This window comes from Clostridium neuense, assembly GCF_045310695.1.
Taxonomy (GTDB): Bacteria; Bacillota; Clostridia; order Clostridiales; family Clostridiaceae; genus Clostridium_S; species Clostridium_S neuense.
Genome location: NZ_JBJIAA010000008.1, coordinates 193344 through 217953, shown reverse-complemented (window position 1 = coordinate 217953; position 24610 = coordinate 193344). Strand labels below are relative to the sequence as shown.

At 31.0% G+C, this 24610-nt stretch carries 25 protein-coding genes; 8 read left to right on the top strand and 17 right to left on the bottom strand.

The features are described 5' to 3' along the window. Window positions 1-392 precede the first annotated feature (392 nt). The 3 genes from ACJDT4_RS11450 to ACJDT4_RS11440 form a co-directional block, all read right to left on the bottom strand. Window positions 393-2333: an endonuclease MutS2 gene (locus ACJDT4_RS11450; protein ID WP_406787703.1), complete on the bottom strand. Its 1941-nt coding sequence runs from the start codon at window positions 2331-2333 to the stop codon at window positions 393-395. 367 nt (window positions 2334-2700) lie between these two features. Then, a complete protein-coding gene (locus ACJDT4_RS11445; protein ID WP_406787702.1) occupies window positions 2701-3402 on the bottom strand; it encodes a nucleotidyltransferase domain-containing protein in 702 nt (233 codons plus the stop codon). Window position 3403: 1 nt separating this feature from the next. Next, the gene (locus ACJDT4_RS11440; RefSeq protein WP_406787701.1) at window positions 3404-4351 is read right to left on the bottom strand and encodes a helix-turn-helix domain-containing protein; all 948 of its coding nucleotides are present in this window, start codon (window positions 4349-4351) and stop codon (window positions 3404-3406) included. A gap of 592 nt (window positions 4352-4943) precedes the next feature. Between ACJDT4_RS11440 and ACJDT4_RS11435 the strand changes: the two genes are divergently transcribed. After that, complete coding sequence (locus tag ACJDT4_RS11435; RefSeq protein ID WP_406787700.1) at window positions 4944-5801, top strand: N-formylglutamate amidohydrolase; 858 nt, start codon at window positions 4944-4946, stop codon at window positions 5799-5801. 160 nt (window positions 5802-5961) lie between these two features. Here ACJDT4_RS11435 and ACJDT4_RS11430 read toward each other — a convergent pair whose 3' ends face one another. The 4 genes from ACJDT4_RS11430 to ACJDT4_RS11415 form a co-directional block, all read right to left on the bottom strand. Continuing rightward, entirely contained in the window at window positions 5962-6093 is a 132-nt protein-coding gene (locus tag ACJDT4_RS11430) for a hypothetical protein (RefSeq protein ID WP_406787699.1), read from the bottom strand. Between the two features lie 161 nt (window positions 6094-6254). Further along, window positions 6255-6893: an ABC-2 transporter permease gene (locus tag ACJDT4_RS11425; RefSeq protein ID WP_406787698.1), complete on the bottom strand. Its 639-nt coding sequence runs from the start codon at window positions 6891-6893 to the stop codon at window positions 6255-6257. After that, window positions 6886-7752, bottom strand: coding sequence for an ABC transporter ATP-binding protein (locus ACJDT4_RS11420; protein ID WP_406787697.1), 867 nt, complete (start codon window positions 7750-7752; stop codon window positions 6886-6888). The genes ACJDT4_RS11425 and ACJDT4_RS11420 overlap by 8 nt, the downstream gene beginning before the upstream one ends. 12 nt (window positions 7753-7764) lie before the next feature. Beyond that, window positions 7765-8139: a GntR family transcriptional regulator gene (locus ACJDT4_RS11415; protein ID WP_406787696.1), complete on the bottom strand. Its 375-nt coding sequence runs from the start codon at window positions 8137-8139 to the stop codon at window positions 7765-7767. Window positions 8140-8278: 139 nt separating this feature from the next. Here ACJDT4_RS11415 and ACJDT4_RS11410 point away from each other — a divergent pair, with 139 nt between their 5' ends. The 6 genes from ACJDT4_RS11410 (at window position 8279) to ACJDT4_RS11385 (ending at window position 14653) form a co-directional block, all read left to right on the top strand. Next, window positions 8279-9463 (top strand): sensor histidine kinase, encoded by a 1185-nt coding sequence (locus ACJDT4_RS11410; protein WP_406787695.1) that lies wholly within the window; start codon window positions 8279-8281, stop codon window positions 9461-9463. Between the two features lies 1 nt (window position 9464). Further along, the gene (locus tag ACJDT4_RS11405; RefSeq protein WP_406787694.1) at window positions 9465-10097 is read left to right on the top strand and encodes a response regulator; all 633 of its coding nucleotides are present in this window, start codon (window positions 9465-9467) and stop codon (window positions 10095-10097) included. Window positions 10098-10409: 312 nt separating this feature from the next. Continuing rightward, window positions 10410-11345: an ABC transporter ATP-binding protein gene (locus tag ACJDT4_RS11400; RefSeq protein WP_406787693.1), complete on the top strand. Its 936-nt coding sequence runs from the start codon at window positions 10410-10412 to the stop codon at window positions 11343-11345. A 14-nt stretch (window positions 11346-11359) separates the two neighbouring features. Further along, a complete protein-coding gene (locus ACJDT4_RS11395; RefSeq protein ID WP_406787692.1) occupies window positions 11360-12544 on the top strand; it encodes an ABC transporter permease in 1185 nt (394 codons plus the stop codon). Between the two features lie 13 nt (window positions 12545-12557). Further along, window positions 12558-13772: an ABC transporter permease gene (locus tag ACJDT4_RS11390; protein WP_406787691.1), complete on the top strand. Its 1215-nt coding sequence runs from the start codon at window positions 12558-12560 to the stop codon at window positions 13770-13772. Between the two features lie 140 nt (window positions 13773-13912). Continuing rightward, the gene (locus ACJDT4_RS11385) at window positions 13913-14653 is read left to right on the top strand and encodes a class I SAM-dependent methyltransferase (protein ID WP_406787690.1); all 741 of its coding nucleotides are present in this window, start codon (window positions 13913-13915) and stop codon (window positions 14651-14653) included. A 122-nt stretch (window positions 14654-14775) separates the two neighbouring features. Here the strand turns inward: ACJDT4_RS11385 and ACJDT4_RS11380 are convergent, their stop codons facing one another. Beyond that, window positions 14776-15171 carry a pyridoxamine 5'-phosphate oxidase family protein gene (locus ACJDT4_RS11380; RefSeq protein WP_406787689.1) on the bottom strand — a complete coding sequence of 132 codons (396 nt, stop codon included), beginning with the start codon at window positions 15169-15171 and terminating at the stop codon, window positions 14776-14778. Between the two features lie 210 nt (window positions 15172-15381). On the opposite strand from ACJDT4_RS11380, the gene ACJDT4_RS11375 reads away from it, so the two are divergent. Further along, on the top strand, window positions 15382-15720 hold the full coding sequence (locus ACJDT4_RS11375) for a winged helix-turn-helix transcriptional regulator (RefSeq protein WP_406787688.1): 339 nt from the start codon (window positions 15382-15384) through the stop codon (window positions 15718-15720). 41 nt (window positions 15721-15761) lie between these two features. Here ACJDT4_RS11375 and ACJDT4_RS11370 read toward each other — a convergent pair whose 3' ends face one another. From ACJDT4_RS11370 to ACJDT4_RS11330, 9 genes are all read right to left on the bottom strand, one after another. After that, the gene (locus ACJDT4_RS11370; RefSeq protein WP_406787687.1) at window positions 15762-16364 is read right to left on the bottom strand and encodes a hypothetical protein; all 603 of its coding nucleotides are present in this window, start codon (window positions 16362-16364) and stop codon (window positions 15762-15764) included. A 54-nt stretch (window positions 16365-16418) separates the two neighbouring features. After that, entirely contained in the window at window positions 16419-16937 is a 519-nt protein-coding gene (locus tag ACJDT4_RS11365; RefSeq protein ID WP_406787686.1) for a GNAT family N-acetyltransferase, read from the bottom strand. 242 nt (window positions 16938-17179) lie between these two features. Continuing rightward, a complete protein-coding gene (gene hisS / locus ACJDT4_RS11360) occupies window positions 17180-18469 on the bottom strand; it encodes a histidine--tRNA ligase (protein ID WP_406787685.1) in 1290 nt (429 codons plus the stop codon). A 288-nt stretch (window positions 18470-18757) separates the two neighbouring features. Continuing rightward, a complete protein-coding gene (locus ACJDT4_RS11355; protein ID WP_406787684.1) occupies window positions 18758-19609 on the bottom strand; it encodes a hypothetical protein in 852 nt (283 codons plus the stop codon). Between the two features lie 109 nt (window positions 19610-19718). Continuing rightward, entirely contained in the window at window positions 19719-20633 is a 915-nt protein-coding gene (locus ACJDT4_RS11350; RefSeq protein WP_406787683.1) for a tetratricopeptide repeat protein, read from the bottom strand. 71 nt (window positions 20634-20704) lie between these two features. After that, window positions 20705-22168, bottom strand: a complete 1464-nt coding sequence (locus ACJDT4_RS11345) for a HAMP domain-containing sensor histidine kinase (protein ID WP_406787682.1) — start codon at window positions 22166-22168, stop codon at window positions 20705-20707. A 3-nt stretch (window positions 22169-22171) separates the two neighbouring features. Beyond that, the gene (locus ACJDT4_RS11340) at window positions 22172-22855 is read right to left on the bottom strand and encodes a winged helix-turn-helix domain-containing protein (protein WP_406787681.1); all 684 of its coding nucleotides are present in this window, start codon (window positions 22853-22855) and stop codon (window positions 22172-22174) included. 23 nt (window positions 22856-22878) lie between these two features. Further along, window positions 22879-23367, bottom strand: coding sequence for a PTS sugar transporter subunit IIA (locus ACJDT4_RS11335; protein ID WP_406787680.1), 489 nt, complete (start codon window positions 23365-23367; stop codon window positions 22879-22881). Between the two features lie 170 nt (window positions 23368-23537). Continuing rightward, on the bottom strand, window positions 23538-24479 hold the full coding sequence (locus tag ACJDT4_RS11330) for a tetratricopeptide repeat protein (RefSeq protein WP_406787679.1): 942 nt from the start codon (window positions 24477-24479) through the stop codon (window positions 23538-23540). Window positions 24480-24610: the final 131 nt, after the last annotated feature.

The window sequence follows — 24610 nt, the reverse complement described above, 5'->3', positions numbered from 1 at the left end:
CGTCACATTAAAAAAATCCTATAAAGCTAAGACTCAAAAATCCTAAAATTCTAAGATATTTCAATAACTCGCGTTGCTCAAGCAGATTGAAATATCTAAGTATTTTAGGATTTTTAAGTCGAGCTTTATTAGGATTTTTTTAAATCATTCCTTCAGTATTGTTACTTCGCTCCCACGGTAGTGCAAGGAGAAAATTCCTCCGTGCCTACGGAATTTTAGACTTAAAACTTTGTACCCAATTAAATGTTAATACCATATATCACCTCTATTTATTAACCATTTTTACAATGTATTTTTCACAGAGAAACGGAGAAAAATTTTCTTTAAACACTGTGTAATGCGAGGTAAGTGTATTGCAGGATGATTTAACAATTTTTAGTGCTACCGCCCCATTATTCTTCCTTCAAAACCGTTCCTTCTACGTGATGCTTGCTCATAAGCTTATCCTTTTTTCTGTATTCTTTGCTCTTAAATATAATGTCAAAATCATAATTCTCTGGATACAATTCCTTCTTATCAATATAAAGTGATAGTCTCTTTCTATTTATTTTAATTTTGCGTTTCATGACCATAACGCCATATTCACCTCTACTATTTTGTTCCTCGCAAATTATACCTGTTCGCTTCATAAAAGAAATATACACACAGTCACCTACTTTAAAATCAGGTTCCTTTTTAGCAAGCTTCTTCTCTTCCTCTTTTTTTATTGATGCTTTAAATTCACGAACCTGCTTTTTATGAGCTTCCTTTTCCTCAACATTTTTTACCTGTTCATAAGGTTTTACATCCGCGTAGCTTTTCTCTTCCTTATAGGTTACAAAATGTGCTCTTTCAATTATTTTTTTATCCATTCCAAGCCTTAAAGCTATAAGAAATGCATTACTTTCGCCAGCTTTTCCTATGCTTAATTTATATAATGGTTTTAGAGTATTAATATCAAAGCCCATTGAACCATTTACAAAACCCTCATGCTTTTCTGCAAATTCTTTTATTTCACTGTAATGAGTAGTAGCACATATGGTTGCTCCTTTTATATATAATTCTTCAAGCACTGCAACTGCTATTCCCATACCCTCTCCTGGATCCGTTCCTTGCCCAAGCTCATCTACAATAACCAAATCATTTCTTCCAGCAGAGTCCAATATAGAAATAATATTATTTATGTGAGAAGAAAAGGTGCTTAGATCTTGTTCTATGCTTTGGCCATCCCCAATATCCACAAATATATCTTGAAATATTGCCATTTCGCTTCCTTCTGCTGCGGGCACGTGAAGTCCTGCTTGAGCCATCATCGTAAGAAGTCCAACAGTTTTTAAGGTGACAGTTTTCCCACCAGTATTGGGTCCCGTTATTACAAGTCCTCTGTAATTCTCACCAATGGTAAAATCTAAAGGCACTGCCTTATCACCCAAAAGTGGATGTTTTCCCTTCTTCAAATTTATATAATTTCTAGTGTTAAGTTCTACACTTCTTCCAGATATGGCTTTGCTGTATTTACCCTTAGCAAAGATAAAATCATAGTTAGACATAACTTCAAGATTAATTTTAAATTCCTTTATATTATCATAAACGGCCGCAGTAAGCTCTGAAAGTGTCCTGTAGACCTCTTTTTCTTCTTCGATTTTATTCTCATTAAGTTCATTTTGAAGCTTTTTAACCTCCGCTGGTTCGATAAATACAGTGGAGCCACTTTGAGATTTATCATGAATTTCTCCATCCATATAATGCTTATATTGACTTTTTACTGGTATAGCGTATCTTCCATCCCTTTGGCTTACAACTGCCTCCTGAATATAGGATTTATATTTATCACTTCTTAAAATACTGTCTAATTTACTTTTAATTCTATCCTCTAATATATAAATTTTTTTTCTTATTTTCTGCAACTTATTGGAAGCCTTATCATCTACTGCACCATGAACTATACATCTTTCAATTTCCTCTCTTACTCCAGCTAGTTCGCAAATAGAATAAGCATATCTAGATATGGTTGGTGCTGCATATTCCTTATCCTTCATAAATTTTTTAACCTTAGCGGTATCATGCAGTAAACTAGCTGAAGCTTCTAATTCCTCTGGTGTTAATATGGCTCCCTTTTCAAGTTTAGCTACAATTTTATCCATATCCTTAAGGCTATTTAGTGGTATGCTTGAAGATATATCAACTATTTTTCTAGCCTCTGTAGTTTCCATTAGTGCAAGCTTTATAGTTCCTTCCTGAATCTTAGGCTCAAGCTTTTCAATTCTCTCCTTTGCAATATTCGATAAAGCAAAGCTTTTTAATTCGTCCTTTATCTTATAAAATTCTAATATTTCCTTTGACTTATTATTCAATTTCTTTCTCCTCCAATTAACTGGTTGAAGGACTTTTTTTAATGACCTAGCAAAAAAATAAATATCTACTCTTTACTCTTTTTTATATACAAAAAGGCTATAAGCAAAGAATTCTTCACTTATAGCCTAGATTTATCATAACCTAAATAAACCTATAAATTTATATAAGCATTTACCTGTGAATTTCTTTTAACTAAGTTCATCTTAAAAAATCCATCAACAAATAAGCCTAACTAAATAGGCATTTTTTCAAATTTTTTAAGAATTTAATTTTATTTACTTAGTTAAAAACCACACTCACACAAATGCACTTCCTTTTCTTGAATATAAACTACATTAGTTAACATAGTTTATTTATATTTTTATATTACATTATCTTTTCATGAACTGCAATATTTTTATTTATATATTCTTCAATAAGCTTAACCCTATCCATTCTTTCTCTTCTTTTATTTACACTTAATTGTAAATTTAAAGGAGGAACTTTAATTTCATAGCCTTTCCATTTAATTCTTTCAAGATGCTGCTTTGCATATGGTCCAGAATCTGAAGGCTCTGGTTCATCCAAACATTCGCTAGGATCAGAAGCTATATCTATTCTTGCATGGCAAAAAATCACTCCAAAATCCTTAGTTACCCAGCCTTTAGTATCTACTATTGGTTCGACTAAACAATCCGAAAAAATTCCACTTATCTCGGAAACATATTTAGAATCAATCATGATATCAACATCGTGAGGATTTAATGGTATTCCTCTTATACATGCAGCACAACTGCCAGTTAACCACCAATCTACTCCTTTACCATTTAGCCTTTTTACAAATTCCAAAAGTGCGTCTTCCCATGGAATTGGTTCAAAATATCCTAGCTGACTGAACATTTTCTCTGCACTTTTTTTATAATTAGCTTTAATTTTATCAATATTTTTAATGTCTTTAGAGAATTTTTTGATATAGCTCTCGCCATCCGCCTCATAAAAGCACATCTTTAGAATTTTTTCATACTTTTCATGAAATTTCGAAACTCTAAAAATAATATCATCACATTTTTCTTCAAAAGTTATAAGCATACTACTTCATCTCCTTTACAGGTACGTATAATCTATATCCAACACGTTCTGGATTGTGAATTTGGTAAACAACAGCCGATTTATCCTGAATATATCCATTAACCTCAAAGTCATAATTATTAAAAGCATCATCAACAGCCCTACAAACACTTGCTCCAATTTTTTCGTAATCAAAAGTTCCATGTGAAAATACTATATAATTCCTCTTTGGCACATCTATGCAAATCATTTGACTCGGAAGCTCTCCTTTATAGTCAGCTGGCAAACGTATACCATATGCATATCCACTTTTACCTGTTTCATCATAAAATATTCCGCCTATCTGTCCATCAAACTCTCCAATTTTTCCAGTAATGCTATCAAGTGCACCTTTAATACTGTCAAGTAAACCGCTAATTGTGTTACAATCCTGTCCTGGAACTTGTTCTTGAAGCTTCCAAAATCCAAAATAGTCATGTGCTTCAATATTTTTTATATACAAAAACTTATGTGCTGGAAGTGTTACTTCCTTAATAGAAATTTGTTGTAATTCATTTTTATTCATACTGCTCTCTCCTATTCCTAAATAGTATGGATCAAAGATGTTCTGCTTATTTTTAAGCACTAGTGGCATTTTTCTTTTTCTGTATTCATTTGGTGTTATTCCATATGTAGCTTTAAAAGCTCTTGTATAAGCCTCTTGAGATGAAAAACTGTACTTTATAGCAATGTCTATTATCCTTTCTCTTGTATCCCTAAGCTCAATAACACTATAAGCAAGCCTTCTAAGTCTTAAATAATTTCTAAATGTTATACCTGTAAGCGCCTTAAATTGCTTTGCCACATGATACTTAGAATATCCAAGCTTTTGGGAAATGGTAGTTAACGCAATTTCATCACTGGCATCCTGCCAAAGCTCACTTTCAATAATATTTATCATTTTCTGTATTGTCCTATGCCATTCAAACATCTCATCATCACCTTCATGAATAGTATAAATAAATTATACTTCTTAGTTTTGATTTGAGCTGTGAATTAAAATAAAAAACTATGTTTTAAATAATTGCAAAAATCAACACTTATTTAAAACATAGCCTAAAATAATTGTGTTTTGTATATTTCTTATTAAAGTATGACATAATATAAGGTGAGTGGATTGCAAAGTTTGTAATCGGCTTAATCATTGTAAATTGTAGATTGTTTACTTAACAAGTGGTTTTGCAGAACTACTTGTTATTTTCTTTTTTGTTTCTTTTTTTGTTATCTACGTACACTGCTAATTCAGTGGAAATTCCATCCTTATTAACATTTGCTTTATTTCTCATAGCAACACTTTTCTCCTGCTTATAGCAAAACGCAAGGAGCATTGCAACAATAGATAAAGCTAGCTGTTACACATAGAACTATTAATGCAAAAAAGGTGTAATTCATTCTACCACCTCTTTTCCTGCCGAACTTAGCTTTGCAATTCACTCATATTTTGGTACTTGGAAAAGAGGAATATTTACAATTATTTGTACCGTCATTAATTAATTTAACCATTTATTCAAGGTTTAAACATTGTGGGCTTTGTAAAAATTTTATATTGGAAGTATAATTTACTTATTATAAAATCTGTAAATAGAAAAGATGTGATTCAATTGGCAATTAATCCGGTGAAGTTAAAAAAGTATACGAATTATTCTAGCATACTTACAAGCCTCCCTCACAGCTCATATAACCTTACTTTAGAAATGAAAAAAAGTATTAAGGAGAATGTAATACTTGCAAATAACGATTGGTATTTAAATGAATTGTATGATTTTTTAACAAATCTAAATATAACTTCAATATCGGCTAATTACAGTAGATATGTAATAGATGTTAATAGAAAGCCTGAATATAAAGACAATCATGAAAAGTATACTGAATCCTTAGTTTATTTTAAAACCACGTTTAATAAAGAAATTTATGACAAACCATTGCAAAGTGATGTAATAGAAAATAGAATAGAAAAAATATACAAGCCATATCATTCTTGCTTACTCAATGAAATAAGCAATATTTTAAATAATAAAAATAAAGTATACCTATTTGATCTTCACAGCTTTTATCATCAATCTACAGCAGATGTAGTACTCGGAACTCGCTACGGGAAAACATGTTCAAAAGAATTTTTAGATATTGTATATAATGCTTTTGTAAATGAAGGCTTCAGTGTAAAGGTTGATGAAATAGGCTTAAGAGGCGGGTATATTACCTATCATTATAGTTCAATAGAAAATGTTGAAGCCATACAAATCGAAATAAGATATACAAAATATATAGAAAACAGGTATTTTGATGAGGAATTTATGCCTAAAATAAATTATGAATTATTTAATGACACTAAAAATCGCTTAAATAGAGTTTTTAGTGCTATAAAAGAAAAACTAGATTAAAAATAAAAAGCCTTAGATTTATTTCTTAGGCTTTTAGGCATCTTCAAAAAATAAAGAATTCATATTTGGCCAATTTCACTCAATATTTCGCCAACTGAACCTGCTAAGGCTATATAACTAGCCTCCCCCGTATTACACAGAATCATCTCTCAATATAAACTTATGATCTGTGAGTAATTAAATTTTTTATGTAATTAATTATAACGCTTATTGGATTTCCTGGAAGTATCTTTTCACCAACTAGTATAAATACTACTATAACAATGATTACTATTATATCTTTAAGATCCATACCTTTGCACCTCCTAAAGCACTCAATTTTCTAGAATTTATATTCCTAGATTTATTAATTTTATTTAAAGACAAACAAGCTAAAAGGTTCAAATTAGTAACACCAGGTTTAGGTTTATACTATTAAATTGGATGTTAACTCAAAGTATAGTGAAGGTGGATTTACCTTGAAAGTTCTCTGTTATTGTAAAATGCAGAAGATATGAAGAAAGATATAACCATGAGTATAGCACTAATTAAAAGTGCGCTGCCACATAAAGTCCAATATGACATGCTTGTAAATATTTTTATCATTTTAATAAGATTATGATTATTAATAGATGAAATTCCAAGATACATAGCAAAAAATAATATCATAATAAGCCATTTCGTTTTTGCATAACCAGATTTAAAATAAGCAGGCAAATATACAGAATTTAATATGGCTATAAGGCAAAAACAAATTATTATATATTCTATCTTCATAATGCCCTTATTACTATTTATTAACGCTGCAAATATAGACTGAATACATATCGCTATTACAAAAAACACCAAAACAGATATGTATTTTGCAATAACCACATTTTTTTTAGTTACTGGCAAACTGTTAATTATAATATAGGATTTATTTTTATCGTCAAGCAAACATGAATTTGTTAATAGCAAATATTCAACAGCAAATGGTACTAAAATTGAAATAATTATTACAGGTACTTCTTTTGCAAAATAAACATAAATACTTTCTACAAATATAAATAAAATAGCTATAGCTAAAGTTTTTTTCTGCATAAGTATATCTTTAGAAATTAAATTAAGCATTTTCTCCACTCCTTACCGTATACAACATAATATCTTCCAAGCTGGCCTTTTCAATCAAAACATCATTTCCAAATAATTTTCTAATACCTGCAGTATTGTTCGTTAAAGCTTCAAATCCAAAAGCATTTTCATTTATAGAAACAAAATTTTTTGTATTATCTCTGTTTAGAAGTTTCTTTTTTCCTTTTACAATGCTATAACTTTCTAAAATATCATCCTTTTGCTTAGAAAATACTATTTCACCTTTGTTTATAAAGGTTATATAATCTGCAATCTTTTCTAAATCAGAAGTAATATGAGTAGAAAAAAATATAGATTTATTTTCATCCTGAATCACAGAACATAAAATTTCAAGCATTTCACTTCTAAAAACAGGATCTAACCCTGAAGTAGGCTCATCCATTATAATGAGCTCAGCACCATGTGATAATGCTAATGCAAGAGAATACTTCATTTTCATACCTTTAGATAATTCTTTTATTTTTTTCTTCTTTGGTAAATCAAAATTAGAAAAATAATGTTTAAAGGTTTCTTCGTCCCAATGCTTGTAAAAAGGAGCTATTATATCCTTCATCTCCATTAAATTTAAATCCTCATAAAAATAATTTTCATCATAAACAAATCCAATTTTCTGTTTTACTTCTTTTTCACTTTTAACGTTATCCAGTCCAAAAACCCTTATATCTCCAGAATCCCTTTTAATTAAATTCATTATGAGATTAATAGTAGTGCTTTTGCCAGCTCCATTAGGACCTATAAATCCCATTATGTATCCTCGTTTCAAATTAAAACTTATATTCTTCAGTGAAAATCCAGCATAGTGTTTACTTAAACCATTTACCTCTAAAATATTGTCCATAGCTTGCCTCCATTACTGATTGTTATATATAATTTCTAAAATATCTTTTAAATCCTCAAGAGGCAAATTAACTAGCTTGCTCGCCTCAACTGCCTCCGTCAATTTTTCTTCAATTACTTTTATTCTGTTTTCTCTTAAAATTTCTTTATTTTGTCCCGCAATATATGAACCTTTTCCGGGCACAGTGTCTATAAAACCTTCATTTTCAAGCTTCTCATATGCCTTTTTAGTAGTAATTACACTTATCTTAAGTTCCTTGGACAAACTTCTTATAGATGGAAGCGGTTCTCCCTCTGAAAGTTCTCCATTAAAAATAAGACTTTTTATTTGCGATGCAATCTGCTCATATATTGGATCATTAGAAGAATTCGAAATAATTATGTCCATGCTTAGTACCCCTTTGCAAATGAGTATATTATATTTTTTGTATATGTACAGTATATACAGTATATACATGTTTGTCAACAGGATTAAAATATTATATTATAATGTAAATTGAATAATAATTTAAACTTTGGAGGAAAACATGGAGGAATACTTAGAATTAAAAAAATTGACCTATCTCTTAATATCTAGATATTTAACTTACGCGCTAATGTACATAGCATCTATTATTGAAATTGGAAGTAACATTAAATCCGCTGCAATTTTTACACTGTTTTTTTTAGCTGTACTTATAACCTCGTCATTAAGAATTTATAAATTTAGCCATAGAATTGCTTTATTTATAAGCTCTATCTTAATTGAACTTATAATAATCACCTTTATGTATTATTATTTTTGTTATGTTACCTTCGTACTTATATTTATATTGATAGTTGACACCTTCCTATTTCCACGCTTTAAAATGTCAATTTTAATTTCGATACCGTCATATATTACTCTAGCTTTGTTCTCCTTCATTAAGTATAAAAATTTGTCCATTCAATTTATTTTTTCAGACCTTTTAGCATATTGGGTTGCAATAACTTTCTTTGCCTGTGCCGCATATCTTCTAAAAAAGACAATCTTCTTGAAAGATAAAATGCAACTTTTATATTCTGAATTAAAGAAATCAGAAGAAGATCTGGAAGCTGCAAATAAAAAGCTCAAGGATTATTCAAAAAAAGTAGAAGAAGTATCAATTTTAAATGAAAGAAACAGGCTTGCAGGAGAAATACACGATACAATAGGTCACAGCCTCACAGCATTAATAATGGAAGTGGATATATGCAATAAACTTATAGGTAAAGATGTTAATAAAACAAAAGTAGAATTAAAAAAAGCTCAAGAACTGGCTCGATATTCACTTAGTGAAGTTAGAAAATCCGTTAAATCAATAAAGTCAAATGATAAACTTACTGGCATAAATGCAATTAAAGATTTAATAAGCGATTATGAAAAAAACACTGGTATTGCAGTTCACTTTAATATTTCAAGACGTCAATACAAACTATCACCTGCAATTGAAGTTGCTGTTTATAGAGCCATCCAAGAAGCTCTTACAAACTGTACTAAATATGGTCGTGCAAACAATGCCTATGTTGATATATGTTTTAGAGAAAATGGAGTAGAATTCTGCATTACAAATGATGGTCTTAACTGTCCTAATATAAAAAAGGGCACTGGACTAACTACAATGCAAGAAAGAGTAGAAGTTCTTGGAGGAAATTTAAAGATATCTGGCGAAAGTAACTTTAGTATAAATGGATTTATTCCAGTGGAGGTATAAAATGAATAAAATAAAAGTACTAATTGCCGATGATCAATCCATAATAAGAGATGGACTAAAGCTTATACTTGACATGGAAGAAGATTTAACCGTTGTTGGTGCTGCAGCTAATGGCAATGAAGCCTTGGAGCTAACAGAAAAGCTGAAGCCCGATGTTATTCTCATGGATATAAGAATGCCAAAATGCGATGGAGTAATTGGAACTCAAAAAATAAGTGAAGCTTACCCTGACATTAAAATAATAATATTAACGACCTTTCTTGAAGATGATTATATATTTGAAGCATTAAAATACGGCGCAAAGGGTTATCTATTAAAGGATGTGGAATCGGATAAGCTTGCTGGTTCCATAAGAACAGTTGTAAATGGAGGCGTACTTATTGATCCTGCTGTAGCCGCAAAAATTGTAACCGGGCTTGGCGGTAACAGTAAACCTAAAAAAATCGACGATCTTACACAAAGAGAATCTGAAATTGTAAAACTTATCGCAGAAGGTAATACAAACAAAGAAATAGCCAAGCTTTTATTTATTTCAGAAGGAACCGTAAAAAACCATGTAACTAATATTCTAAGTAAACTTGATTTAAGAGATAGAACGCAAATTGCACTTTATGCTAAAAACCACTTAAATTAGAGAACAGAGTAAAGAGTAGAGTGAAGGATGATTTTTCTCCGCTACGCTCTAAAAAATCTTAAACTTATGCTTACATAATAGCACTACATGCGGTGCTCAGTAAATCAGAACCATGACCAGGTGTGACAAAGGTCATGGTTTTTTTGTGACCTTAAAATAGGCATTTGGGCACATCAAAAAATTCATTCTAAGATATATACTTTAATCATAATAAAGAAATTATTGTGAACTATGAACTAAACAAAAATCAATTGTTAATCTATAACAATTGATTTTTAAAAATTCATGCATCTAAAGAAAGGATGATATAAAGTGTGCCTAATTAAAATAGAAAATCTAGTAAAAGAATATGACAAAAATACTGCTGTTAAAGGACTAAGCTTTGAAATAAATAAAGGAGAAGTATTTGGACTTCTTGGACCTAATGGTGCTGGAAAATCAACCACTATATCTATGCTGTCTGGTCTTTTAAAACCAACCGAAGGTAAAATCCTTATTGATGGTAAAGACACTTTGAAATATCCAATGCTCGCCAAAAATGCTATAGGACTTGTTCCTCAGGATATAGCTCTTTACCCCACGCTTACTGCCAAAGAAAATCTTTATTTCTGGGGAAGAATGTATAATTTATCTGGCAAATTATTAAAAGAAAGAGTTTCAGAAGTACTAGAAATAGCCAATCTTGAAGATAGAAAAAATGAAACTATTAAAAGCTATTCTGGTGGTATGAAAAGAAGAATTAACATAGCCGCTGCACTTCTTCATCATCCACAAATACTAATAATGGATGAGCCAACAGTTGGAATTGACCCACAATCTAGAAATCACATACTTGAAAGTGTAAAGAAACTTAATTCAGAAGGAATGACAATAATTTATACAAGCCACTACATGGAGGAAATTGAATATCTCTGCACAAGAATAGGAATAGTAGATCACGGAAAGCTCATCGCAATTGGAGAAAAGGATGAATTAAAAAAATCAGTTGCTAAACAAGACAAAATAGAAATTGAAATATCCCAAATAAACCCTCATATTTTAGAAAAAGCAAAAGAAATTTATGGTGTAAAAAGCCTAGATATAAATGACAACAAAATAATAATAAATTCTTGTGGCAATAAAAACATTTTATCAAGCTTGCTTGACCTATTTTCTAAAATGAACGCTAAAATACTTTCCATTAAAGTTGATGAACCCAATCTTGAAAGTGTATTTTTAAATCTTACAGGAAGAGCATTAAGAGATTAAAGGAGGCTTATAAAATGAAGATTTTACATATAAGTTTTAAGGATTTGCTTATCACTTTAAAGGATAAAAAGTCTATGGCACGCATAGTGCTCATGCCTATTGTTCTGATATTAGTGCTTGGAATGGCACTCAGTAGTACCTTCAAAAGTAATGCAGTTACGATTAATAAATTTGATGTCGCTGTAGTTGATAATGACAACGGAGAATACTCAAAGGAATTCAAGAATGTATTAAAGTCAAAAGACGTAAGTAAAATGATAAATTACAAAAGAATGAGTGAAGCCTCTGCAAAGGATGAAATTAAAAATGGACAATTACCTGTGCTTATAGTTATACCAAAAGGATATTCTAAGGATACTACAAATGGCAAAAAAACTAACATAGAAATATACTCTGACCCCGGAAATACTGTTGATGCCAAAACCGTAGAAAGCTTTGTCAAAAGTTATACTGCTACCGTTTCCTCTATTGAAGCAGCCGTTGAAGCCTCAAATGGACAGCTTAAAAGCTACAAGCTAGACGGTCATATGATAATAAATAAACTTGTAGCTAAAACTAAAAGCAGCAGTTTTAAGCTTACTGAAAGTTCTCTAAAAGCTAAGGATAAACTTTCTGCAATGCAGTATTACTCTGCTGCAATGCTTGCGATGTATGCTTTATTTGTGGGCAGCCTCGGCACAAGCTCCATGCTTGAGGAAAGAGAAGACGGAACCTTAAAAAAACTCTTCACAACCCCTGCATCAAAATTTGAGATATTTTTAGGCAAAGTTCTTGGTGTATTTTTTCTAGGGATTTTTGATGTTATCGTGCTTGTGGCTTTTACTAAAATAGTATTTAACGTCAGTTGGGGAAATTCCTTATCTGGACTCACAGTATTATCCCTTGCAATGATATTTGCCTCCTGCGGCTTTTCATTATTCTTATCATTGATATTTAAAAGCACAAAATCTGTTCTTCTAACTAGTGCCGTTATAATTATGATAATGTCATTTATAGGTGGAAGCATGTATCCCCTATCTCAAATGCCAGAGGCTATGCAAACTGCATCAAAATTTATGTTAAACAACTGGGCACTTAGGGGATATTTAAGCTTAATGATGGGCAGCGGCTTTAGTTCCATTATTATTCCTTCTATAGTTTTAGTAGTTATCGGAAGCTTGCTTTTACTTTGCGGTACCTTTAAATTTAAATTTGATTAAGGATGTGATCTGCATGAAAAAGTTTATTTATATAGGATTATTAAAATTGAAGCTGCTTGCAAAAGATAAAATGTCTCTTGCTGCAATAATTTTGACTCCAATCATTTTTGTTACAGTTTTAGCTGTTGGTTTTGAAAATTCCAGCGATGACAGCAAAAATGTAAAATACCCTGTAGGAATTGTAAACAACGACACCGGTAAATACTCAAAGCGGCTTATAAATATGCTTAAAAATGATAAATATTTTGACGTAACTGAAAGTAGCTATGAAAGTTCTCGTAAAGCTGTCGAAAATGGAAAACTCTCAATGAGTTTTGTAATTCCAAAAAATTTTTCAGCTTCTATAGAAAATAACAAAGCTAAAGACATTGGTATGATAAAGCTTCAGGATAACGAAAACACCTCCTCCTTTGGTATAATCGTAGAAAATTACATTCAGCAGCTTTCCATTGGAGAGAATGCTAAAAAAGCTTCAGCAAGCTTACTAACATCAGTGAAGCTAGTTAATGAAAATAAAAAAACTGAAATTGAGAATAACATTGAAAAAGATTATTTAAAAAATATAAAAACCCAGAAAAGTACCTATAGCCTAAATACGCTTCAAAAAAACAAAACACATGCAAAGGATAAATTATCTACAAGTGCAATAGGAATAATGATAATGTTTATTATGTTTTTCGTGAGCCTTGGGGCAGGCTCTATTCTTGAAGAAAAGGAATTTGGAACCTGGACACGAACTGAGTCCACACCTACCAAAAACAGAACTATTTTATGTGGATATGTATTTGGTAACTTTATAATTGGCTGGCTTCAAGTTGGTATACTCATTTTATTTAGCAAATACGTGCTTAACTTAAACTGGGGAAGCTCTCCTCTAGGTATAATACTTCTGTTTTCATCATTTTTACTTGCTTCAATTGGGCTAGGAACTGCTCTTTCTTCCTTCGTAAAAACAAAGAAACAGCTTACAACCCTTGTACCTATAGTTGTAATTCCAACTTGTCTGCTTGCCGGCTGCATGTTTCCAAGAAATATAATGTCAGACACCATGCTAAAAGTTTCAAACTTTGTTCCGCAAACATGGGTAATTAAAGGAACCACAGATTTGATTACAAGAAATACAAATATAAACGCTGTCTATACCCCATCACTTATTCTTATAGGCTTTGCAGCTGTATTCTTTATACTTGGGCTTGAAATTATGAAATTAGAAAAAAGCACAAATTGACAATGCTTGGCTCACATGTAGTAGAAAAAAATCCCTCCGTACCTCCGGAAGTATAATACCATTATCCCTCTAGGTGAATATTAATGATATAATTATAAATACTTAATATATATAAAAATGTAAGCTTTAGGGGGTACAAAATGAATCAAGATAGTTCAACTAAATGCTGGAACCAAGTTAGAATTGATACTTGGATTGAAAAAGCTCAAACAAATGACTTTAGATTATACTATATAATGCCCTATACCCTGCAAAAGTTAGGAAAGGTCAAGGGAAAACAAATTCTTGATTTGGCTTGTGGGGAAGGAGGATATTCAAGAGCTTTAGCAAAGCAAGGAGCCATCGTAACCGCTGTTGATTGTTCTAAAACTTTTATAAATTATGTCACAAATAAAGCTCAAGAAGAGAACTTAAAAATTAATACCTTATGTAGAAATGCTAATAAATTAACAGATATACCTGACGGCACTTATGATATTGTACTTTGCTCTATGATGTTAATGGATGTAGAAGACCTATATGGAACACTAAAAGAAATACATAGGGTTCTAAAGACTGATGGGAAAGTTTTTATATCTATATTGCATCCGTGTTTTAAACCAAAAGAAAGTAAATGGACATCAGAAGATGATAAAATAAAAGTTCTAGTTAGCGATTATTTTACCCCAGCACAATGGATTGGAGAAATTAAAGGTATTGATGCTAACATAATATATAGGCATAGAACCCTATCAGAGTATATCAAAGCTTTCATAAAAAATGATTTTACAGTAGTAGATATGAATGAACCAATTCCATCAAAAGAACAAATGTCCATGTCTTCAAGAATTAAATGGTTATCGAAAATACCAATGTATCTGTTTATAGAATTAGAAAAGTAAACTTCTACTGAATAGAATGTGAAAAATGTGCTGTTTATTAAATAATGCACATTTTTCTTATATACTAACAAAATTAATTTATCCTATGCTCAAAATACTCAACTGCTGTGTTATCCCAAATACTAGAATTTAACTATCTTTGGTTCCCCTTTCATACTTGCAAAAGTTGCAGTTGCATCTTTTAAGTAAAGAACTTCAAATATACCATCATCTACAGAATACATATTTTTTAATCCTGGATTATCAGAAAGCATCTTTTCCTTTGCTTCTTTTCTTTCATCAGCAATACAATTTGCTTCAATGCGAAGCCAGCTTCCACCTTTACCCATGCCGCAAATTTCAACCTTAGAATTCTTTTCAATTTGCTTAAATACCTTTTTAGTGTTGTTAGTACAAATATATAATTTTCCTTCAAACTCAGCTACTGCTCCAAATGGACGAACTCTTGGCTGATCCCCTTCTACTGTTGCTAAATAAAACACTGGATTTTCCTTTAAAAACTTTAATACTTCTTCCACCTTGATTACTTCCTTTCACACATAGTAAAACCGTCCTTAAAATTTAAATTGATTAAAATAAAAACTTAAGGCTGTTACTAAACTTTTAATTTTGATATGATATATGATATAATTTAACTATACATATATTATATTTTGTTACATCAATTTTTAAAAGTACGATTTTTTTAAATACTTAGTATCTACAAAGATACTATTGGAGGAGATTCGATGTTAACACAAGAAGAATTATTCGGAAAATGTCCATATGCAACTTCTCAAAAAATCCTATCTGGAAAATGGGCATTAATTATTTTGCATCATTTAAGTGAAAAAACACTTAGGTTTAGTGAATTGCAAAAACTACTTCCTGATATAACTCAAGCAACACTTACAAAGCAGCTTCGTACCTTAGAAAAGCATGGAATAATTATTAGAACTGTATACCCTGAAGTACCGCCAAAGGTAGAATACAAACTAAGTGAAATTGGTAAGGAATTTTCTGTGGTTTTAGATAGTCTTAAGATTTGGGGAGAAAAATACATAAAGACAGTTAAAAATAATAAATGACAAGTTAAAATTATTCTTCTCCTTTTCACTGAAAAAGTTAATTATAGCCCTATTATAATATTTTTACCTATTGTTTTATCTATAAACGGATACTCATACTCTCTAAAAACAATTTCAATTCCCGAAAGATCATCCGGAAGTGCTGGTGACACGACAAAATTATAATGAAAATGCCCGCTTCCTCCTGTGCCATTTAGCATTTGACAATCATGCTTCTCATCAATAAACATTTCGAAGTTAGTATGTCTTCTAGTAGAATCTTCTAAAGACTCGCTAGTACTATCCCAATCTACATTAAAATTTACAACACTTGCATTAGAATACTGACGAATACAAGTTATAGAGAAAAGGTGATTATCTATTTCTATGCATTTTAAAACTGGCAAAGTCTTCTTAAAAACTTTTGGCTTAATTAACGGCTTATACATTTTTTCATTCATGAGTGCACCGAATAATGATTTTAAGAACTCTTCATACAAATTAAATTTTTCTGCCCAACTAACTATGTAATCAAAAGGTGGATAACCTGGATTATCCTTTGAAATTTCTTTACGCTTATTTATAAGCTCACAAATTTTTTCATCTATGTACTTAATTTCTTCATCATAATGGTCAGTCGGTCTCTTGAATGGCATTCGTTCCATAATATACCTCCTCATAATTTTTATATTTATTTCATTATATATTATAAATTTATCCTACTGCAAATTTATCCAATACCTCTGAACTACTTCCCCATCCTTAAAAACCTCATTTTCTAATATCCCACCACAAGCTTTTATTGTTTTTTCGGAAGCGATATTATTAACGTCACACGTAAGTAAAACCTTTTTAATTGCCAATTCTCTGCATTTTTCTAATGCTATTTTAAGCATTTTCTTGGCATAACCTTTTCTGCGTTCATTTTTCCTAACACTATATCCAATATGTCCGCCATATTTATATAAATATTCATTTAATGTATGCCTAATATTTATAATACCAACTAATTTATTGTCTTCTTCCCTAATTGCCAAAAACACATTTGCTGTCACTTTCGTATGCTTTGTAATTTCATTTTCATTATCAAGTACAAATTTCATCCATTCTTCATAAACATCATATTCTTCTAAATATGATGTACCAGCCAAATCATCGCCATCCTGTATAAACTCATTTTTGTATTCTAAAACTTGATTCTTATATTTCATAGACGGCTTTACTAATAATAGTCCCATAATGCAGCACCTCCTTAAAAATTCAGTCACTCTAAATATTTTACACAATACCGTTAAAAGAAATAGTAGGATTGCAGAAGCAATTTAAATAAAAGCCAATAAAACTTAGAGAGAAAATACTAAAAGGCTTAGAACTTTCAATCTGTTTGAGTGCAGCGAATTATTGAAAGTTCTTAGTTTTTTAGTATTTTTTCTCTTAGATTTATGGCTTTTATTTAATGCTTCAAAATCCTACTACTTCTTTATTTCATACTTACTTTTTCTTGCTCTCCTGTAGTCATGTCTTTTACAACAATTTCTCCACTTTTAACCTCATCTTCGCCGATGATTACAACCTTCTTTATGTTAAGCTTATTTGCATAGGACATTTTCTTTTTAAGCTTGTCATCCTCTAAATATATTTCTGCTTTGGAGCCCCTCTCTTGAAGCATTTTGGATACCTTAGCACAATAATGGATTGTATCTCCAATAGGAATTATTAAGTATTCTACTGAGGAATTGTGTTCATATTTATCTATAAATCCTATTTCCTTTAATACAAAGAACAATCTTGTTATACCTATAGACATCCCCACTCCTGGAAGCACATTATCTGTGTAGTTTTGTGCTAAGTTATCATATCTGCCACCAGAACAAACTGAACCATAGGATTCATTTCCTTGTAATATTGTTTCAAATACAGTTCCAGTGTAGTAATCAAGACCTCTTATGATTTTAAGATCTATTGTAAATTCGCTGTCCTCCACACCAAATATGTTTAAATAAGTTTTAACCTCTTCTATTTCTTCTACACCTTTATTAAACACTTCGCTATTTACCTTAAGTGCTTTAAGCTGAGAAATGATTTCATCGTTAGAGCCCTGTATACCCATTATATTATTTATAGCCTCGCTGTTTTCTTTTCCAACAAGCTTTTCTAGCTCAGATAAAAATTCTTCTCTTGTGATCTTCTCATATTTGTCTATTAATATCATAACCTCCTGCATGTTTGTAACACCAAGAGCAGTTAAAAAGCCGCTTAATATTTTTCTGTTGCTTATTTGAAGCTTATATGTAGTCAAGCCTATTTTCTTAAGTGCTCTTGATGCCATAGCAACTACGAGGGCATCATTTTTTATGCTAAGCTTACCATTTCCAACTATATCAACGTCACACTGATAAAATTCTCTGTAACGTCCCTTTTGGTTTCTTTCTCCTCTATACACCTTTCCAAGCTGATATCTTTTAAAAGGAAAAGTCAAATCATTCATGTATTGTGCTGCAAATCTTGCAAAAGGAACTGTAAGGTCAAATCTTAAAGCTAAATTTTTATCACCTTTTGTAAGTCTATATACCTGCTTTTCGGTTTCTCCTGCTGATTTTGCAAGAAGCACTTCTTCCTTTTCAATTATTGGGGTATCCATAGGCAAAAAGCCATTCTCTTCATAGACCCCTGTTATTTTTGAAACTATATCATTAAATATTAATTGCTCTTTTGGAAGAAGCTCCATAAAGCCTGGTAAGATTGAAGGTTTTATTTTATTATTACTCATTTTTAACACTCCTTTATTTTTCCTTGAACGCAAAAACCATGCAAGCTTATACATACCTGCATGGTTAACTAAATCATGAATTCATTATCACAATCACCAGGTAGATACAAGCCTCAATGTTTACTAAACTTGTACCTACGATTACTTAATCGAGCCACAAGTCTTCCTAGTGATGATGATGTATTAAAGTTTTTGCTTTAATTCTCAATGAACTCATAATAATCCTCCTAATTTAACATTAGATTTATTATACATTATTAAGGTTCAAGTTTCAATACCATTATAGCTTTAAGGAGTATACTGTGAATTCATTTGCACTACAACATTGTCATTTAGAGTTATCCAATATAAATTTTCACGAAAATCTGCAATGCCTCTGTCATTTGCTTCATTGTTATTAGTATTCACAATATTTTTTGTTGTATCATAGTTTACAGCTTCACTATCGGCGCCATTGCCAGTATAATATTTGTTCAGCAGTACCTTTCCTAAGTTAAAGCTAGCATCATTTGAGATTTCATATTCCTTTACTGTTTTATCTGTATTTCTTATATAATAATCGTCATACACAAAAGGTTTATTGTTTTCATCATAGTATGCTTTGCCATCCTTTACCGCTTCCTCAACTGCACGCTCTCCCATATAAAACTCAGCTTCATCAATAGTTAAATATCTCTTTCCATCTCTCTCATAAATGTTTTTTACAAAACCTATTGTTCTGATGCTTTGCTTAGGAACAGGAACTGGAGCCTTAGCTTGATTTGGCTTTACATTTGCCGCATTGTTTGCATTCTCACTTTGATTTACGCTTTGCTTACTTTGTGAATACTGAGTTGTTGCCTTACTTTTCGTAAGCTTACCTTGTATTTTTGAAAGCACTGTATTCATGTTTGATTTATCAACATTTCCTTCAATTGCTTTCACATAAGCTTTTTTAGCCTCCTCAGTTTTTCCTGAATTAACTAGCTTATTTCCAAGCTCAATATTGTTTTTAACCTGACTTTCCTTCTGCTTTACTGCTCTACTTATATTTTGCGTTGCCACAGTTTCCTTATCTGCACCTGAGCAGCCAACAACAGCATCTATTGAAAGTGTTATCATTAGTAACATTGATAATTTAGTTACATAATTTCTTTTCATTTTAATCTCTCCTTTTCTTATTACAAATTAATAATAACACCGGTTTTTTGCCAAGTTTCATAAGCTTATTGCCAAGTTATTGCCAAGAAAAAATTTTTTAAATAAATAGTTAAGGAATAAACTGAGCTTCTGCTCTAATCACTACATTGTTACTATTTAAGTACAGCCAATAATAGCCTGAATCTTTTTGTGAGTTTTCTATAAACTTAAACTGACTATAGCTTACAGCTTCATTTGAAATACCACTAGAAGATGGATCAAGAATATATTTTCCAACATTAAACTTTGCATTATCAGAGATTTCTAAATCCTCAATACCGCTGATTTTTCTGATATAATACTCCCTAACTTCATCATGAGCTAATCCATCTTTCTCAGCTTCCTTTTCTGCTTGTGGATATGTATAAAACTGACCTTCCATAATTGAAGCATATCTTTTTCCATTATTTTCATATACACTTTTAACACTAGCAAAGATTTTCTTTGATTCTACAGTATCATTTTGTTCTTGTGAATTGCCACTATCTTGATTTTGACTCTTACTTTGATTACTAGAATGCTTTCCAGCTTCATTATTCTTATAATTTGGGGACCCTTGAGCATTTTCATTATCTTGTGCCTTATTATTTACTTCTAACTTTTCTTTTAACTGTGAAAGAAGCTTTTTCATATTATCAGTATCAACATTATTTGAAACTGCCTCCTGTATTACATCGTAAGCTTCTTGGTTTCTTCCCTTTGACAAATACTTTTCCTCTATAGTTAAATAGGTTTCCTTATTTTTTTTATCTAATTCAATTGCTTTATCATAGCTTTTCTTTGCACCATCATAATCTCCGTTATCCAAAAGCTTATTGCCTAATTCAATGCTTTTTTTAACCTGATTTTCACCCTTTTGTGCCACCTTTTTCATATCTGAGGTTACCACAGTTTCCTTATCCTTATGTCCACAGCCGCTTATTGATATAGATAATACTAATACAATTAATAAAATCAGACTTCTATTTATGCGATCTCTTTTCATACCACTCTCTCCTTTTATGATCTCAAGTTAATCATATCACTATGTTTTTACCATTTTTCATAGAGTTATTATCAACTTGTTTCCAAAGCAGGTATTTTTACTCTTACTACAATTTTTTCTCCATTTTCAACTTTTATCTCGCCATTATGCTCTTTTACTATTTCGTCGCATATATATAAGCCTAGACCACTGCTCTGCTTTTCTATTGACTTTTCAGTTTTCACAAAAGGTTCAAATATCCTCTTATAAATGTTATCTGGTATTGGTTTTGATTTATTCTCAACTTCTAACTTATAGTAATTATCTTCAACCATATCTCTAATGTAAATTTTGTCGTCAATAGAATACTTTATAGCATTATCTATTATATTTATTATTAATTCCCTAATTTTATTGGGCTGTCCTAAAATACTCCCACCATTTACATTTCTAACTATAGAGCGTGAATACTTTTTAGCTTTAATATTCATGTCATCACATATTTCATTTAAAAGTTCACCCATATTAATTGGCTTTAAAACCTCGTCGACAAAGGAATCACCTTTTGATACATCAATCAACTTTAAAACAAGCTTGTGAAGCCTTTCGCTTTCAGAATATATTCTCTTTACAGCCCTTTCCTTAAACTCTTTATCCTCTACCATTCCTTCAGACAGCATCTCTGCATAGCCTGAAATTCCTGTAAGTGGAGTCTTTAACTCATGCGTCACATTATCAAAAAACTTCTTTCTTACCTTTTCAAGCTTTTCAACCTTATCCTTTTCCTTTTCAATAGTGGTTATTTGCTCTTTTATCTTGTCTTTCATATTTATAAATTCTCTTGACAATATTCCCATTTCGTCATTTGTTTTACATTCAATCTTATAGTCATAATCGCCCTTTGCTATTTCCTTTGCTGCTTCAGTTAATTTGCTAATTGGATAGGTTATTCTACTCGTCATGAAAAATGCTAAAATGAAAATACTTATAAAAATAGCAAATTCAATTCCAGTTATAAAATTTATTATTTTACTATTATCCTGATAAAGCTGGTCATAATCCTTGCATATTGTTATTATTCCTATATAATTATCATTTTCGTATACTGGATAAGATAAAATTCCGTTAACTCCATTGTCTTTGTACTTTATGTCTATTACCGCCTTACCATTTTTAGCAGCCTTTATGCTGTTCAAGATATAAGCTTTGAAACTATCCTTTATGCTATTTTTAATCGTATCTCCATTCATGCTGCTAATTCTTGAGGTGCAATTGTAATTTATATTTATATTCTTTGCTATGCTTGCAGAAGCCATTTTTAAGCCGTCTTCATTTAATCCGTAACCATTTTCCTCATCATCGCTAAATCCCATTGAGTCGATAATAAGCGTGTATCTTATATGCTCTTGAGTGCTTTTCATTACTTCCTTCAAGGAATTATTAATTTGCTCCTCCATATTAGAAATCAAAGCCTGTCTAATTATAATATTTAATATTATTCCTAAAGTCACAAGTATAACAGATAATCCCACCATAAATTTTAATTTTATCTTCATTTTTTACCTCATTACATATCCTATTCCAAAAACAGTTTCAATTATAGATTCTTTATTTTCCTTATCAAATTTACTCCTTAATCTTCTTACATGAACATCTACTGTTCTAACCTCTCCATCGTACTCCATTCCCCATACCTTATCTAAAAGCTCCTCTCTAGTAAAAACATGTCCCTTGTTTTTTGCTAAAAATTCAAGCAAATCGTATTCCTTTGGCTTTAGCCTTACTTCGCTGCCAGAGGCTGTTACAGTTCTACTGTCCAAATCTATTTTAATTTCACCATTGACCTCAATATCCTCAGTACTCACCAAACTTTTATACTTTTCAACCCTTCTTAAGGCAACTTTTACTCTAGTTAGCACTTCTTTTATGTGAAAAGGCTTGGTTATATAATCATCAGCTCCAAGTTCAAGCCCAAGCACCTTATCTACAACATCATTTTTAGCAGTAAGCATAATTATTGGTATTGAATATTTTGAATTAATATATTTACATAAATCAAAACCATCCTCGTCTGGAAGACATAAATCAAGAAGTACCAAATCAGGTTTAAAACTCTCAAGAAAACTTCTAGTTTCTTCTCCTGAAAATGCACCTTTAACCTTATAACCTGCTGTTCTCAATGCTGTTGTCAAAATATCATTAATAGACAATTCATCATCTACTACCAAAACTTTTAAATCCATATATCATTCTCCTTTCAATATACTCACTTGGAGACTTTTAAAGAATACTTATAAATATTATCTTCCCCTGCCTTAACAAGCTGCCCAGCATTATATTTTATACAATCTATCATGCTGGAATTAGTGATTAAAACTACTGTAATAAGAGAATAACCCTTACTTATAATAAACTCTCTATCAAGCTTAACTATTGGAGTTCCTCTCTTAACTCTACTGCCCTCATTAGCTAGAAGTTCAAAACCTTCGCCTTTAAGATTTACTGTGTCGATTCCTATATGCACCAAAAGTTCTATTCCATTATCCAAGGTAAGCGCAAAAGCATGATGGGTTTTAAACACCAAAGTTAATTCTCCATCAGCTGGAGCTACCACCACATCACTAGAAGCCTCTATTGCAGCTCCATCTCCGGCTATTTTTTGTGCAAATATGTCATCTGGAACCTCAGATAAACTTAGAACCTTTCCTGATACAGGAGCACCTATGTCATAACTTTTCTTTAAAAATTCAAGCAAATTCTATTCCTCCTTTTACTAAATATACTTACATATATATATTATCACTATTTTTATACCAATAGCCACTGTCTTAGCTACATATAAAAATAAGTGCACTACAATTCTTGCAGTACACTTATTTTGTCTCATTTATATTAATTTTACACTCTCGCTAATTTAAGAAAATATCAATTTCTATCCTGTGAATCTATTTGAACTACAACACCATCTTTTAAAGTAATCCAATATAAATTAATTGGAGTAATGCTTTCATTCCCTCTTACATTTACTACATTAACTACAGATTTTTCAAATGTATCATAATTTACCGAATGATTTGTCCTATCTGCTGTAGCCGGATAATTAATAATATACCCTCCTATATTAAATGTGCAGCTATCTGATACTTTATATGAAGCTACATCATAAGGATTTTTCACAAAATAGCAATTTGAATACCAGTTATTTATACCATCTTTTTTTGCTTGTGCTTTTGCTTCATCACCCATGTAAATTTTATCTCTGCAAAATAAAATATATCTGTTACCATCCTTTTCATACACGTCCTTAATACGCACAAATTCTTTTGTGATTTTCGGCATAGTATTTTTTATACTATTAGGAGAATTTTCAGCATTAGCATCACTTGTAGGCTTGTTAACATTGTCAACACTATTAATATTGTTCTTTTTATCGATATCTCTCTTTGTAACAACATTACTTGCTTCTTTTTTAGAATCAATTTTTTGCTTTACAACTGCTAGAAGTTTCTTCATATTAGCAACATCAACATTATTATCAATAGCCTCTTCTAATATGCTGCAGGCATCATCCAGTTTATCTTTCTCTAAATACTTATTTTCTATAGTAATATATGTTTTCTTATTCTTTTTGTCTAATTTAATTGCACTATCATAAGCCTTTCTTGCTTCGGCATATTTTCCACTATCCAGCATATTGTTACCTAAACTAATATTCTTATTAATTTGATTTAATTTATGTGTTTCATTTTCTTTTACATTACAAGTCAACACGGTTTCCTTATCTTTATGAGTACAGCCAGTAATTAATACAGAAAATGCTATTAAGGCTAGTAAAATTAGCTTTTTATTTACACTCCACTTTTTCATTGTACACACTCTCCTTAAGCTATATAATAATACCATCATTTCTTTACCAAATTTCGCGAAGTTGTTTCCAAGTTGTTTCCAAAAAACTTTTTAAATATAGTTGGACACAAAAAAAGACATAAGCCCAAAAC